A 15498-nucleotide genomic window follows, 5' to 3' on the forward strand; every position below is an offset into this window, starting at 1 on the left:
AGTCTGTACGCAAGAAACAACCTGCCTGCGGACCTGAGTGAAGCGGCCAGGCCTTTGCTGCAGCCTGTAACCGGCGCGGATATCGATACGCTGGGAGCGGCATCAGCCGAAAAGCCCCTGAGCGAGCCGGTCTACCGCACCCGTTTCGACGCCGTGCGCAAGGGCATTCCCATCATCCCCGCCTACAGCCATACCGAACACGCCAAACCAGTCGCCCCATCGCTGATGACCGCCATCGTCGTCGGCCCGCCCGGCGAGGAAATCCACACCGATGCCCTCGGCCGCATCAGGGTGCGCATGGGCTTCACCCGCCTGCAGGACCACCAGCACGCCGAAGGCGCCGGCGCCACCGACTCCGACCGTGATTCCCCATGGATACGGGTAGCCCAGTCCTGGAGCGGCACCGAGTATGGCCATGTCTGGATCCCCCGCGTCGGCGACGAGGTGCTGATCCAGTACATCAACGGCGACATCGACCGCCCCATCGTCACCGCCAGTGTCTACAACGGCACCCACCGCCCCGCCACCTTCAGCGATGCCGGCAACCTGCCCGGCAACAAAACCCTGTCCGGCATCAAGAGCAAGATGGTCAAGGGCAGCGGCCACAACGAGATCGTCTGGGACGACTCCACCGCCGAGCAGCGCATCCGGGTGGCAACAGACCATGCCAACAGCGCGCTCAATCAGGGTTTCCTGGTGCATCCCCGGGTGGGCGGCAAGGGCGAGCCACGGGGCGAAGGCTTCGAGCTGCGCAGCGACGACTATGGCGCGATACGGGCCGGCAAGGGTTTGTTGGTCAGCACCGATGTACGGGAAAACGCCCGCAGCACGCACCTCGACAGCAAGGAACTGACGACCCAGCTCAAGGGGGCGCTGGAGCTGTCGACGGTGTTGTCGGATGCGGCGAAGGACCACCATGCCGACATGCTGGAAGTCAACGAAGAAGCGCAGCGCTTGCTGCAGGTGGCGGAAAAGACCTACAGCCAAAGCGGCGGCACCGGGCAGAAGGCGGAAGTGGCCGGGTATGAGGAGCCGGTGATGGCGTTTTCCAGTCCGGCCGGCATCCTCAGTGCCACGCCGAAGACGCAGCAGATCACCGCCGGCGAGAACATCCACATCTCGAGCCAGAAGGACACCAATGTCGCCATTGGCAAGCGGCTGGCGATGGCCATCAGGGAGTCGTGGAGCGTGTTCGTGGCCACTGCGGGCATCAAGCTCTTTGCCGGCAAGGGCAAGGTGCAGATCCAGGCGCAGGACGACAACATCGAGATCACCGCGAGAAAGGACGTCCGCATCGCGTCGATCGCCGCCAACATCAACATCGGCACGCCCAACAGCCTGACGCTCACCGCCGGCGGCTGCCAGATCAGGATGAGCGGCGGCACCATCGACATCAAGGCGCCGGGCCCGGTGAACATTCATGGTTCGATCAAGCATCTGACCAGCCCGGCGGGCGGCAGTTACAGCGGCGCGCTGCCGGCGGTGCCGATGAAGAAGGGTGACATGGTTCTCGAGCACCTGTATGAAAACGGCGAACCGGTAAAAGGCGCGAAGTACAAGGTAACACTAGCTGGCGGGGAGGTGCGCGCCGGTGTGCTCGACGGCGCCGGCAAGGCGGTGCTGGCGGGCATCCCCAAAGGCGCCGCCGCAGTGGAATATGCCGTCGATCCGCGCAGATTCGAGCATAAACCCGACTGGGAAGCGTCACTGCCGGACTTCGATGCCAGCGATCTCAAGACGTTCGAGCCAAGCGGCGCACAAGCCATCTCCAGCACCTTGCCTGCCGGCGGCATTGCGAAAAATGCAGCCGGGCTGGCCGGCCAAGCGGCAGGTTTGATAGGCAAGGCCACTCAGCATGCCAAGAGCATCATGGCGACGGCCGATCCGTCGGCACTTGCCGACAAGGCCGCGCAAGCAGCCGGTCTGAGCGGGCAAATAGCCGGTGCCATGGGCGCTATGGGTGTTGCGGCAAATGTGAAATCCGGTGCCGATCTCGCCAAAACCGCCACTAACGCTGAAGCAAATCAGGCGGTAGAAAAAGCGGCTTCGATACCGATTGCATCCGCGTTGCGCAAAGACAAACCCACGTGATGCACACCGGTTCGCACCAACGTTTGCGATTCCGCGGTCATTGCATCTGCCCTCAGCCACACTCGATTCACCGTCCCCGCTAAAAACAAAAAGTCATGGCAACATCCGCCCCTACCTCGTCGCAGCAGGTTCAAGCAAGCGCCTCCTCTGAAAAGAACGTGCCCGACTCCAAGCTGCGGCTGTATTCGATAGACAACCTGCAGCTCACCGATCCGGCGCTGAGCAAGCGTGTCACCGGCGACACCTACCACATGCTCGCCGGCTGGATACGCCAGATGGTGCGTATCGACACCGTCTCGCCGGAGACCCTGAAGACCTTCGCCGCCAGTGTCCCTGGCCTGAACATCGTCTTCAGTCTGTACGACATCGTCCACGATGTCCGCACCCTGGCCAGCTTCGACGAAGGCCGCAGGAAAATGGGTTATGAAGTCTTCCCCAACTGGCTCGACACCGCGCTCGATGTGATCGGCCTGTTGCCGATGCCGCCGGTGAAGACCGCATCGATGGGACTGAAGACCGCCATGCGCATGGTGTTCGACCCGAAGGTCGCCGCCAATCTGCTCGAACAGCATCTCGTGGCCATGGCCATGGGCAAGGTCATGGAGGAACTGGAAGTCATCGCTAACAGCGAGATCGCCGGCTGGGTCGACAAGGTCAACGGCGGCTATGTGCAGGTCATCGGCGGCGCGCAGAAGGCGGTGCAGGTGGTGGCAAAACATCCCGGCATCTGGCTACTCGACAATGTCTACAAGCAGTTCGACGACAAGGGCAGCACCGCCACCGGCCGTTTCAACAACCTGCTGGAGACTACCAAGGCTGCCGGACCGAAGGCAATCCGCGAAGCGCTGTTGACCGGCAACAGCGAATTCGAAGGACTGAAGTCGCTCATCCAGCACTTCGTGCGCCTGCATCGGCCGAAATACGGCAAGGCTTCGGTGCCGTCGGTCGCGGCAACGCCGGCCAAAGGCAAGGCGAATGTCACCGCCGCAAAGTCGATCGAGCGAACGTCGGAGAACGGTCACGAGCGTAAATTCCACAACGCCAGCACCGGAAAGGACAACATCAATCACAAGGTGCAGAACCCAACCTTCACCGGCAAAGCCAATCTCAATCCGCCCACGGCCGCTACCGCCAGCCCGGAATGCTGCCCGAAGAACACCGTGCCGGGCAACATCGCGCCAGGCGGCAAGACGGCTCCGAGCGGATCAAACAAGGTCGGCAAACCGGTCGACATCGCTACCGGCGAAGAAGTGCTGTACCAGACCGACTTCGCGGTTCCCGGCCTGGTCCCGGTTGCCTGGACCCGCTGCTACCGCTCTTCCCATGCCCCCTATGACACCGGCACGCTCGGCGCGCGCTGGACCTCGCCCTACACCACGTCCATCACCCAGGCACCCGACGGCTTCATCTATCACGACCCCACCGGGCGCAATGTACACTTGCCGCTCCTGGTCATCGGCGAGGCCTACGACTATCCGTTCGAATCCTTCGAGGTCAAACGCGACAGCGCCAGCCGCATCAGCATCACCTACCGCAGCGGCCGCCGCGATGAATTCCGCAGCGGCCAGGCACCGCTGCAGGATGCCCGGGGCAACGTCCGTTATGCGCTGTGTGCCATCCACACGCCGGCCGGCCCGGCGCTGCACATGTTGTCGCTGCAGGAAGCGCGCAGCCGCTTCGCGCAACATCCGGCAGCAGCGCGTCTTTCGCCCGATGCATTGCTGATGATCACCGACGGCAACGGGCTATGGCTGGAATGCCGGGCTGCCGACAGCGAGCACTTCGCCGCCGGCAGCCCGGCTGCGAACAAGGCGATATCGGACCTGGCTGCATTGCATGCTGCCCATGAACAAGCCGGCATCGCCGACATCGGCGGCGCAGCGGCGCAGCGGCCGGATGCCTATCTCGCCCAGCTCGGCCGCCAGATCGGCCACATCGACCAGCTGCTGCCCGATGACAGCCGCCACACCCACGTGCGCTACCGCTACGCGCCCGCCTGCGACGAACAAGGCACCCCTCTCGGCCCCGACGCTGGCCTGGACCTCGTCGGGCAAACTGATGCCGAAAACCACAGCCGTGCCTATGCCTACGCATCGCACCTGCTGACGCGCTTTACCGACTACAACGGCTTCGGCTATCAACTGAGCTGGCACGCCGATCCCGACTGGGCGCCGTTTCCTACCCGCTGCATCCGCACCGTTGCCGATGACGGCAGCCAGGACACCCGTCTGGATTACAATCCCGCCTTCAACGAAACGGTCGTCACCGACGCCGCCGGCAACAAGGCCGTCTACACCTACAACCACCTCAACCTCATCACCGGCGTCGAAACCTTCGCCCCCGACGGCTCGCATCCCTGGTTCCAGCGCGTCTGGGACAAGGATGGCAACCTCATCAAGGACATCGACCCGGAAGGCCGCACTACCCGCTACCGCTACGACGCGCGCGGCAACATGCTCGCGGTCATCGACCCGGCCGGTGCCACCACGCGTTACGAATACGATGCCGCCGGCAACCCGGTCAACATCATCGACCCGGCCGGCAAGATTTGGCAGCGCCAATACGATGTGCGCGGCAACCTCATCAAGCAAACCGATCCGGCCGGGCGCAGCACCGCCTACCAGTACGACAGCCTTGGCCAGCTCATCGGCGTCATTGATGCCAAGGGCGGCAGCAAGACGCTGTCCTACAACGAACTCGGCCAGCTTGTTTCCCATACCGACTGCAGCGGCAAGACCACCCGTTTCAGCTACAACCCGCTCGGCCACCTCATCGCCAGCACCGATGCGGCCAGGAACATCACCCGTTACGACACCGACCGCCTGGGCCTCGTCACGCGCCTCACCCGCCCCGACGGCAGCAGCGACACCCTGCACCACGACGCGCTGGACAACCTCACCGCCGCCATCGATGCCAACGGTGCCGTCACCCGCTATGGCTACAACGGCCATGGACAACTTACCCACCGGCGCGACGCTAACGGCAACAGTCTGGCCTACCGCTACAACGCCAACCTGCAACTGATCCAACTCATCAACCAGAACGGCGAAGCATATGACTTCGAGTACGACCATGCCGGCCGGCTGAGCGCCGAAACCGGCTTTGACGGCAAGACGACAAATTACGATTACGACAGCGGCGGCCGGCTCATCGGCAGCCGCCGCGGCAACATCCGCACCGACTACCTGCGCGACGACAGCGGCTGCCTGCTGCAAAAGACTGTGCACCAGCCGACCGGCCGCGGACCGGTGACGCATACCACCCGCTATCAATACGATGTGCTCGGCAGACTGCTATGGGCCAGCGGCAAGGATGGCGACGTGAGCTATGAATACGACGACGCCGGCAACCTCATCGGCGAGACGCAGCGGGTGAAGGTGAGGCAAGGCGGGCAATTGCTGGAACGGGTCTTTACCCTGAAGCACGAAGTCGATGAACTCGGCAACCGCATACAGACGACGCTGCCCAATGGTCGCAAAGTGGGCACGCAGCGCTACGGCAGCGGGTACTGGATCGGCACGCTGTGGAACGGCAACCCCATCGTCGACATCGAGCGCGACGACCTGCACCGCGAGAAAGTGAGGCAGCTCGGCAAAAGCGCAGTGCCACAGCAGCGCATGACGCAAAGCAGGAGCTACGACCCGCTGTCGCGATTGACCGGCCTGAAGCTGAGTGGACTGAACCACGAAATGCTGGCTGCGCGAAGTCATGTCTACGACGCCGTGGGCAACCTCACGCGCATCCAGGATCAGACACGCGGCACGCTATCGTACGACTATGACCCGGTCGGCCAACTGCTGAAGGCAGCACAGCCGAACCTGGTCGAAACCTTCCAGTTCGACCCGGCCGGCAATCTCATCGATGGCACGCCACAGAAAGCAGCCGCGCCGGTCAACAAGGCAGGTAAGGACCATGACAGCTGGGAACAGGGCCTGGATCACCTGACAGAGCAGCCGCTCAATGCGACAAGGCCAAAGCTCGCGCCGGTGACGCACAACCTGCTCAAGTCGTATCTGAACACGGCCTTCGACTACGATGCCGAAGGCAACGTCATCCGCAAGGTCGTCAAGGGCGCAAAGGATGAACAGCCGTACTCGTTGAACCTGCACTACGATGCCGAAAACCGGCTGGTGAAAGCACTCAGACCGGGACTGGATGCAACCATCGAAGCCGAATACAAATACGATGCCTTCGGCAGGCGCACCGCCAAGATCGTCAGGACGCTGCAGCAAGCGCTAGCCACCGGCACCTATAGCGGCACAGGGCGCATGGAAGCGGTACGGGAAGACATCACTTTCTTCGTCTGGGATGGCGACACGCTGATCCAAGAAGTCAAGCAGGACGATACGATCACGTACCTGTACGAGCCGGAGACATTCGTGCCGCTGGCGCAGGTGCATAGCGATACGCCAGACAGCGTTTATGATGCGAAGGAAGTACAAAAGAAGCAGGCGGAGGAGGAACAGCAAGCAGCGGCGCAGGAGAGGGAAGCAGAGAACCTGAAGTGGCTGAAGGTGACGGATGCGAAGGCGTATGAGCTAGCCATAAAGTCGATTGAAGAGCGCAAGCACCAGGAGCGGCAACAGACGTTCAAGCGATTGGAAGAGGAGGCTCAGGGGGATCGGATCTACTACATCCATACCGACCACCTTGGCACGCCGCAGGAAGTGTTGAGCGAGGATGGCAAGGTGGTGTGGCTGGCGAAGTACAAGGCATGGGGGCGGGTGCATGCGCTTGATAGGGAAAAGGTGCAGCAGCCGTTACGGTTTCAGGGCCAGTATTTTGATGAGGAAACGGGACTGCATTACAACCGCTTCAGGTACTACGATCCGGATACGGCACGGTATCTGACGCAGGACCCGATTGGGTTGGCGGGTGGGGAGAACCTCTACGTTTATGCACTGAATAGCACCGCATGGATTGATCCGTTGGGCCTATCGAAAAATCTATTCGCACAACGAAACCAGCAACAGGTTTCAAGCAAAGGCCGCACGGTGAGTTGTCCGCTTAGCCCGAAAATTACCGCGGCGGATGTTGAAGGGAAGACTCGCCCTCAAATTAGAACACTTGCTCAACAAAAAGGACTAGCACCACATCCAGTAAAGCCGGACAAATGGACTGATCCTGTTACTGGAAAGGAACGCATGCGGATTGACCAAGGCCACATTGATAAGCAAACTGGATTGCCTTATAACGATTCACAGGCCGCTGCACCTCATGTGCATGTTTATGAAAGCGACGGAAAAACCAAAGTGAAAGATCGCAATGGAAATCCCCACATTCCGATTGATTCATCTTGTCCCTAAAGGAGAAAAAATGAACGATGAAATATATGAAAATGACGAGTTTCGTATGTGGGTTGAAGACGAGGCATCAATACATATCAAGGCGGTTACTAAATATGGCGATCCTGTCGAGCTTACGTTCGATGAAGCAGAAGAAATCGCAAATGCATTGCTTCAATGGGTTAAAAAGTACCGATGAACCGTTCTTCAAGGGCAGTATGAGGATGAGGAAACCGGACTACACTACAATCGATTCAGATATTTCGATCCTGATGTCGGTCGATATATTTCAAAAGATCCAGCTGGGTTAGCTGGTGGAGAAAACTTATACAAATACAATTCGAACCCAATCAATTGGATCGACCCGTTTGGCTTAGCACCATGTTCTCCAAAGATTAATCTCAAGCATCTCTTCCATGGTGAAACCAATCGGAGAGGCCGGCCTACCGGTTTCCATCACCAAGGCTCTATTGGCCATGGAGACAGCGCAATCATGACTCAGCGTAGCCCTTCAAACGCACAAGGCGTGTACCAAGCAAATGTTGGCGTGTTGAATCCTGCAACAGGCATTTATCAAACTAAAACTTCGACGATGTTTGCAGATTCGTGGTCACGAGCGAAAACTCTCGATGAAATCCGATCCGCTTACCAGCATGCTTTGAACAAGGGCAACGTCAACGGCAAAAATTCAAGGGAATATCATGTGGTGGTGTAGAAATTGAAGGGTATCTGGATAACACAGGAAACATCAACACTGCGTATCCAAAAATGTAGAAAAGAGGTTTGGAGAATGAGCAGCATAAATGAATTTCTAAAAAGTGACGTACAAACTCTTTCGGTCCGAGACGCGTATTTAGGACATGCCAAAAATGTGCAATCAGGCCATCACCCAGAGCTCGAATTAACAGGTAACGCATTCAACGTGCGATTTTTACCTTCAGGCGTATTTATAGAAAGTTTGTGGGATGAAGAGGATGAGCCTATTAGCATTGGCTTAGAAGACTTCATTCAAGTCGTTTCTACTTGGCTCCCGAAACGATGATGCTTGCCGCTCATACTCACCATCGCATGTCGGTATTGAGTCGGATTGTGCAGCATTGCTATTGTCTTGGGTCGAACAGGCAATGTCACAAACTCTAAGGGCCTAGGACGAAGGAGCTTAATTGAGGGCGATTGTTATTCATGCGCCACGAATACATGATTCATTTAAGAGAGCCAGATGTCGACTCTGTTCTCGAAGTTCTGCGCAACTCTGCCGTATTCGCTTATGTGAAGCTAGGCCATGTTTAGCTGAAAGATTCACATAGTGGAAACTTTTAGGCTTACGATGTGAAGATTTTTAAAGAAAACGAGCGAAAGTTACTTCTGGAAATTTCGACACGGATTTACGCTTTATATTGCTCTTCTAAAGACCCACTTGCTGGGAAAGATTGCGAGGTAACTGAGCATGAAGATGATAAAGTGATTTCTCTGGCAAGGGCGTTTCGTAAAAGTTATTTCCTCTTCAAAAGAAAGGACTTCGCCTCTGGAAAGCTAAAAAGAGGGTGTCCATCAATGAATTCTTTAATCATCAAAACTGACCTCGAACGGTTAATTGATGAATTAAAAGTTTTTTGACCGATGATGACATCGTTAACCTAATCGAATTGCTTAACCACGGAGAATACGGTATTGCGCCAGAACTGCTTTCTACTCAACTTTTTGAATACGAAGTGATTATCGATGAAAAGATTTATCAGCGTATAGGCAAGGCAGGAGTTGCATTGTCACTTTGTGAAGATACAGGAAATTTACTGAAAGTGGAGTAGCTTCATTGTTAGGTCGAAGGAAGGCAAGATGGAGCTAAAAATGGTAAGGATGAACAGGTACGCCTCTTCAGCAAGCGGTATCGCTGTACGGCTGCGTACTTTTAAATACATCGTGCAGGATCCGATCAGGTACACCGGACCAGAATTAATGCGGGATATTTTTGTAAAGCGAGACATCAAAAAAATTGCTTCTAAATGGCCGGAGCGTTCAAAACATCAAATCTGAAAGCAAAGAGGATAGCAGTCATTTATGGGAACCGAATACAAAATAACCGTCCCTCAAGGGATTGATTCAATTCTTTCTCTTGATGACTTTAGATACTTCGAGACTTTTTGGAAGAAGGATGAACGGTACGGAACCTATCATTTGGGTCGAGTACCCAATTCTGATTGGTCTGAAATTATGGTTTGGAAAATGGACTCGGCTCTAGGTGTAACGATAAACGGTGGTGAGAGTGAAGCTTTGCACGAGCTCATGTCATTTGTCAGAAGAATTAAGAAGAATCATCCGGACCTTGAAATAACAGAATGGGATTCGGATGACGACTTAAGTGGGAGATTCTTTGGCAGCTAGCTCGGCTAAAGCGGCACCTTGCACAGCGGGTGTAAGGCTGCACGTGGAGCAAGTAGATGCTTTTGTTGCAGGTGTTTAGTGCCATTTCTGAAATCTATTTAGAAACGCCTTCGTAGTGTTGCCACAGAAAATAAACGCCACACATCGCCGCTTGCACAACATAAGGAGAACAAATGCAAGGCTTATCAACACAAGCACTTCCTGAAGCTGGTTTTGAACAATGGGAGACAGGGCCTTACTTGAAAGGAAAATCCTTCCTCGATAACGGCTTTCCCGAACAGGCGATGTCGATATGGATGACTGCAGCTCAGGAAAGGCATGCCGCCTGTCAGAACGGGATTGGTTGGATGTATCAGCATGGTGTCGGCATCGAAGCGGACCTTCAGCGCGCACTATCCTGGTATTTAAAAGCAGCCGAGCAAGGACATCCCAAGGCAATGTTCAATACAGCCTTATGCTATGACGAGGGGTGGGGAACGGCACAGGAAGACGATGCATCTGCTGCGGTCTGGTATGAGCGTGCAGCGGCGGCCGGCTATCCCGATGCTTATCTGAACTTGGGCCTTTTGTATCTTTACGGATATGGCGTCGATCAGGACCTGCCCAAAGCGAATCAGTTGTTTGAACAAGCTGCGCGGCTGGGAAACAGTGATGCCGCCTATAACCTCGGACGCTCCTGCTATCTGGGTCGTGGATGTGTGGAAGATGAGGAGGCTGCGTCGCGGTGGTACAGGCTTGCCATAGAAGATGGTCATGTATGGGCGAGCTACCTGCAAAGCCTGCTTTACTTTGATGGGATCAACGGCAGCCCGCCCGATCATGATCGGGCGCTTCCCCTGTTGTATTCGGCAGCCAACATCCTGCCTGAGGCCAAAAACTACTTGGCGAACCTGTACGAGCATGGCGACATCATCGAACAGGATATGGAGCGTGCGTTCCAACTCTATCTCTCAGCTGCTGAGGACGGTCTGGGGGATGCAATGTTCAATGTCGCTGCATTATTCACACAGGGTAAGGGTATTGAGCAGGATTTCGGATCTGCGGCGTATTGGTTCGAACGTGCCTGGGATAATGGCGATGCCGAGGCCGCGCCGCATTTGGCGTTTCTTTATTCTTCCGGTGGTCCAAACTTACCTGCCGATGTGGAGAAAGGCGCTTACTGGAAGAAGATCGCCGAATCTGAAGGCGTTGAATAATAATCCGCAGCACATACACCACATCTGCAAGTCACGATTTATCACCCGAGTGAACGCACGCTGCACAATGCCATCCTGATTCCTGGTCCATAGCTCCCGTCACGCGAGCAGCGAAAACGATAGCAGGGCTAACGAATGCAAATGACCGCACGGCGACTGTGGCGTCAATCGTTGCGGTAAATGTGTCAGTTGTTTAAATACACAACCATCTCGGCGTAGCGTGCAACGTGTAGTAGGCACTTGGAAGCCGGATTAGCATTAGGCATAGGAAGAGGTGCTGCGCTGCGTGTAAAGCTAATCCGTGTGGCGTCGCGCGTCAGGTCGCCATTGCCGCCTTCTTCCTGCGCACCTGCGGCGCCTTGACCTCTTCCTCCTTCCGCGCCGCCTCCGCCTTCATCGCCGGGCACTCCGGTATCTGCAGCGCCGGATGGTCGCTGAACAGCTCCGCGATCCACTCGACGAAGACCCTGACCTTGGCGGACAGGTGGCGGTTCTGCGGATACACCACATGCAGCGGCAGCGGGTCCACCTGCCAGTCTTCGAGCAGCAATTCGAGCTGGCCTGACTGCAGGTAGGGACAGACGACGGAGATCGGTAGCTGCGCAACGCCGACGCCGGCCAGGCAAGCTGCGACGTAGGCGTCGGAGTCATTGAGCGCAACCCGGCCGGGCATGCGCAGCTGGAGGCGTTCATCGCCCATCGCAAAATCCCATTCGAAGATTTTGCCAGTCTTGGCGGAGAAGTAGTTCACGCATTGATGCTGCAGCAGGTCGCGCGGATGGACCGGGCGGCCGTTGAGCGCGATGTAGGAGGGCGCTGCGCAGGTGATGAAATGCAGGGAGCCGACGCGGCGGGCGATGAGGGTGGAGTCGGCAAGCACTCCGCCGCGCACTGCGCAATCGACGCCTTCCTCGATCAGGTCGACCGGGCGGTCGCTGCAGCCGATCTCGAGCTGGATGTCGGGATAGCGTTTGAAGAATTGGGGCAGGGCGGGAATGATCAGGTGGCGGCCGAGGCCGGTGGCGACATCGACGCGCAGCCGGCCGCTGGGACTGGCGCGGGTTTTGGAAAGGGCATCTTCGGCGTCGCGCACGTCGGCGAGGATCGCCAGGCAGCGTTCGTAGTAGGCGGCGCCGTCGGTGGTCACGCTGATGTGCCGGGTCGTTCGATTGAGCAGCTTGACGGACAGCGCCATTTCCAGATTGCGGATCAGGGTTGATACCGTGGCTTTCGGCAACTGCATCTGATCTGCCGCCCGGGTGAAGCTGCCTGCATCCACTACTTGCACGAAGACTTCCATCGCTTGCAATTTATCCATCGCAACACCTCACCGGTCATTGTTCAGGTTTCTGAACAGTTAATTCGCCGTATTGTTATTTATTCGCATTGTAGAACAAAGTTATAGTTCAGCCCACGATGGGGTCAGAGGATGCGATGAAAAGCGACGATTGCAGTGTGGCGGACGTGAAGTCACAAACATTTTCGGTGGGCAGTGCGGAGCGCCCGCTGGAGGCGCGGCTGTACACGCCGGCGGCGAAGGCGGTCAGAACACGGCTGATCGTGTTCTTCCCCTGTGGCAGCTTCCTGTCCTCGGACCTGGACGAGACGGATGGCTTTGCGCGCGTGCTGGCGGCGGGGACGGTGTCCAAGGTACTCGCCGTTGCCTACACCACCGCGCAGGCGGAACCCTTTCCGGCCGCGGCCGAAGACGCGCATGCGGTGCTGTCCTGGGCTGTGCGGCACCGCGCCAAGCTGGACTGGAATGGCGACTGCCTGATTACCGCGGGCGTCGAGGCGGGCGGCAATCTCGCCGCGGTGTCCGCGCTGATGGCGCGCGACCGGGGCGGTCCCGCTGTCGCCGCGCAACTGCTCATCATGCCGATGCTTGATGCCGCCTTGACGAGCTGTTCGATGCGGAGCGCCGACGGCACCAGCAGCGCCGGCATGGGCGCCGCCCGTGCCGCCGACGCCTGCGCCGCGGGCTATCGCGATTACCTGCCGCGCGCGGCCGACCGTGTGCATCCCTATGCGTCGCCCTTGCAGTCGAGCCGGATGAAAGGGTTGCCACCGACCCTGATCCTCTCGGCGGACGACGATCCATTGCGCGACGAGGCCGAACAATACGGCGCCAAGCTGATCACCGCCGGGGTGAAGACGCTGGTGAGGCGCATGCCGCCGATTGCCATCGAGCAGCCGGATGCGCGATGCGACTGCGCGCGCCAGGAAAGCGCGATGCGCGAGATCGCCGGATTCATTGCCGCGCTGGACTGTCCGCGTGGCACAACGCCGGAAAAGCCTTGACCTTCCCCTTATGGGCAGCTGCAGACTGATTCGAATCAATAAAACCAACAAACCTTTACTTCATGGGAAACAACGAAATGAAACCATCATTTAAGTTGAACGCAATCACCACGGCGCCGGCGGCAGCGATCCTGTCCGTCGCTGTCGCATTGGTGCTGTCAGCCTGCAGCAAGCCCGCCGCACAGGAAGCGCCGCCCGCGGGCGGTCCGCCGATCACTGCTGCTGCGGTCATTGAAAAACAGGTCGTCGAAACGCAGGAGTTTTCCGGGCGGCTGGAAGCGGTGGAACGAGTGGAGATCCGGCCGCGGGTATCCGGCTTCATTTCCTCCATCAATTTCAAGCCCGGCACGGAAGTCAGGAAGGGCGACGTGCTGTTCGTGATCGATCCGCGTCCGTACCAGGCAGAGGCCAGCCGCACCGAGGCCGCCGCGCTGGCGGCCCGGGCCAAGGCGGACCTCGCCAAGCTGGAGCTCGCCCGCGCCGAAAAGCTGGTCGCCGACAAGGCGATCTCGCAGCGCGAAGCGGAAGAGAAGGCCGCCTCCTTCAAGGAACTGGACGCGTCCGCCCGCGCGGCGCAGGCGGCCTATGACGCTGCCAAATTGAACCTCGGCTTTACCAAGGTGCATTCGCCGATCCAGGGGCGCGTCAGCAAGGCGGAGGTCACCGTCGGCAATCTCGTCGACGGCAGCGTGGTGTTGACCTCGGTGGTATCGGATAGCCCGATCTACGCCAGCTTCGACGGTGACGAGGACTCCTACCTGCGCGTCGGCGCGATGGCGCGCAAGGGAACGCCGGTAACGGTGCGCATCGGGCTGGCGAATGAAAGCGGCTTCCCGCACGAGGGCAAGCTGGAATTCGTCGATAACCGCGTCGATGCTTCCACCGGCAGCGTGCGCATGCGTGCGGTGTTCAAAAATGAGGAGGGCAAGCTTGCTCCGGGTCTCTTCGCCCGTGTGCAGCTTGCGGGCGGCAACGGTACCGGCGGTGCGACGAACGCGGCGATGATCAGCGACCGCGCGGTGGGTACGGATCAGAACCGGAAATTCGTCTTCGTGATCGGCGCCGACAACAAGGCCGAGTACCGGCCAGTGACGTTGGGGCCGCTGGTCGACGGCATGCGGGTGGTGCGGGATGGCTTGAAGCCGGGCGAAAAGATTGTCGTGAACGGCCTGCAGCGGGTGAGGCCGGGGGCACCGGTGATGGCGGAGGTGGTGCCGATGGATCAGCAGGCGAGTGGGGCGAAGGCTGCTCCTGCGCCTGGGAAATCCTGATCACCGCGATATACCCACGCAGCACCTAGACTGCGGGCTCCTTCCCCCCCTCTCAGGGGGAAGGTTGGGATGGGGGTAGGGAGATAGAGCAAGTGCATACGGCAGCTCAGCCTCACTACCCCCACCCCAACCCTCCCCCTGAGAGGGGAGGGGACCGGTCCGTTTCTGCAATACGCGTCAGGCGACTTGCGCCAAGAAAGTAGATCATGAACTTTTCCAGATTCTTCGTCGACCGTCCGATCTTCGCGGCCGTTTTGTCGATCATTATTTTTATCGCCGGCGTGCTGGCGATTTTCAAGCTGCCCATTTCCGAATACCCGGATGTCGTGCCGCCATCGGTGGTGGTTCGTGCCATGTATCCCGGCGCCAATCCGAAGGTGATTGCGGAAACCGTCGCCGCGCCGCTGGAGGAACAGATCAACGGCGTCGAGAACATGCTGTACATGTCCTCGCAGGCGACCTCCGACGGTGCGCTGGCGCTGACCGTGACGTTCAAGGTCGGCACCAATGTCGAGCAGGCCGAGACCCAGGTGCAGAACCGGGTCCAGCGTGCGCTGCCGCGTCTGCCGGAGGAAGTGCGGCAGATCGGCGTCACCACCGTGAAAAGCTCGCCCAACCTGACGATGGTGGTACACCTGTCGTCGCCCAATGGCCGCTATGACGATGTCTACCTGCGCAACTACGCGGTGCTGAACGTGAAGGACCAGCTTGCGCGTATTCCGGGCATGGGTGAAACCCTGCTGTTCGGCGCCGGCGATTACGCCATGCGCGTCTGGCTCGATCCGCAGAAGGTGGCGGCGCGCAACATGACCGCCGGCGACGTGGTGGCGGCCATCCGCGAGCAGAACGTGCAGGTCGCCGCCGGCGTCATCGGCGCCGCGCCGTCGAAGAACGCCGAGTTCCAGCTCACCGTCAATACCCAGGGCCGGCTGCAGTCCGAAGAGGAGTTCGGCAACATCATCGTCCGCACCG

General features: G+C 58.5%; 14 protein-coding genes and 1 pseudogene. 14 read left to right on the plus strand and 1 reads right to left on the minus strand.

Translation table 11 applies throughout. The features are described 5' to 3' along the window. From VGU61_RS06280 to VGU61_RS06330, 11 genes and pseudogenes are all read left to right on the plus strand, one after another. Positions 1–2091, plus strand: a 2091-nt coding sequence (locus tag VGU61_RS06280; RefSeq protein ID WP_326858250.1) for a type VI secretion system tip protein VgrG, incomplete at its 5' end; no start/stop codon positions are given. Between the two features lie 95 nt (positions 2092–2186). Beyond that, on the plus strand, positions 2187–7397 hold the full coding sequence (locus VGU61_RS06285) for an RHS repeat-associated core domain-containing protein (RefSeq protein WP_326858251.1): 5211 nt from the start codon (positions 2187–2189) through the stop codon (positions 7395–7397). 10 nt (positions 7398–7407) lie between these two features. Continuing rightward, complete coding sequence (locus VGU61_RS06290) at positions 7408–7575, plus strand: hypothetical protein (RefSeq protein ID WP_326858252.1); 168 nt, start codon at positions 7408–7410, stop codon at positions 7573–7575. A gap of 9 nt (positions 7576–7584) precedes the next feature. Next, a pseudogene (locus tag VGU61_RS06295) lies at positions 7585–7755 on the plus strand (RHS repeat-associated core domain-containing protein); the annotation flags it as partial. A 15-nt stretch (positions 7756–7770) separates the two neighbouring features. After that, positions 7771–8091, plus strand: a complete 321-nt coding sequence (locus tag VGU61_RS06300; RefSeq protein ID WP_326858263.1) for an EndoU domain-containing protein — start codon at positions 7771–7773, stop codon at positions 8089–8091. A gap of 75 nt (positions 8092–8166) precedes the next feature. After that, positions 8167–8418 (plus strand): hypothetical protein, encoded by a 252-nt coding sequence (locus tag VGU61_RS06305; RefSeq protein WP_326858253.1) that lies wholly within the window; start codon positions 8167–8169, stop codon positions 8416–8418. 287 nt (positions 8419–8705) lie between these two features. Next, a complete protein-coding gene (locus VGU61_RS06310; protein ID WP_326858254.1) occupies positions 8706–8993 on the plus strand; it encodes a hypothetical protein in 288 nt (95 codons plus the stop codon). Beyond that, entirely contained in the window at positions 8990–9184 is a 195-nt protein-coding gene (locus VGU61_RS06315; protein ID WP_326858255.1) for a hypothetical protein, read from the plus strand. The genes VGU61_RS06310 and VGU61_RS06315 overlap by 4 nt, the downstream gene beginning before the upstream one ends. A gap of 28 nt (positions 9185–9212) precedes the next feature. After that, entirely contained in the window at positions 9213–9410 is a 198-nt protein-coding gene (locus VGU61_RS06320; RefSeq protein WP_326858256.1) for a hypothetical protein, read from the plus strand. 24 nt (positions 9411–9434) lie between these two features. Then, complete coding sequence (locus tag VGU61_RS06325) at positions 9435–9758, plus strand: hypothetical protein (protein WP_326858257.1); 324 nt, start codon at positions 9435–9437, stop codon at positions 9756–9758. Between the two features lie 173 nt (positions 9759–9931). Further along, the gene (locus tag VGU61_RS06330) at positions 9932–10954 is read left to right on the plus strand and encodes a tetratricopeptide repeat protein (RefSeq protein WP_326858258.1); all 1023 of its coding nucleotides are present in this window, start codon (positions 9932–9934) and stop codon (positions 10952–10954) included. Positions 10955–11270: 316 nt separating this feature from the next. Here the strand turns inward: VGU61_RS06330 and VGU61_RS06335 are convergent, their stop codons facing one another. Continuing rightward, a complete protein-coding gene (locus tag VGU61_RS06335; RefSeq protein ID WP_326858259.1) occupies positions 11271–12272 on the minus strand; it encodes a LysR family transcriptional regulator in 1002 nt (333 codons plus the stop codon). 116 nt (positions 12273–12388) lie between these two features. Between VGU61_RS06335 and VGU61_RS06340 the strand changes: the two genes are divergently transcribed. The 3 genes from VGU61_RS06340 to VGU61_RS06350 form a co-directional block, all read left to right on the plus strand. Then, the gene (locus tag VGU61_RS06340; RefSeq protein ID WP_326858260.1) at positions 12389–13255 is read left to right on the plus strand and encodes an alpha/beta hydrolase; all 867 of its coding nucleotides are present in this window, start codon (positions 12389–12391) and stop codon (positions 13253–13255) included. A gap of 77 nt (positions 13256–13332) precedes the next feature. After that, positions 13333–14526 carry an efflux RND transporter periplasmic adaptor subunit gene (locus tag VGU61_RS06345; RefSeq protein ID WP_326858261.1) on the plus strand — a complete coding sequence of 398 codons (1194 nt, stop codon included), beginning with the start codon at positions 13333–13335 and terminating at the stop codon, positions 14524–14526. 206 nt (positions 14527–14732) lie between these two features. After that, positions 14733–15498, plus strand: a 766-nt coding sequence (locus tag VGU61_RS06350; protein ID WP_326858262.1) for an efflux RND transporter permease subunit, incomplete at its 3' end; no start/stop codon positions are given.

Source organism: Noviherbaspirillum sp. (genome assembly GCF_035944575.1).
In the GTDB taxonomy this organism is placed as follows: domain Bacteria; phylum Pseudomonadota; class Gammaproteobacteria; order Burkholderiales; family Burkholderiaceae_D; genus Noviherbaspirillum.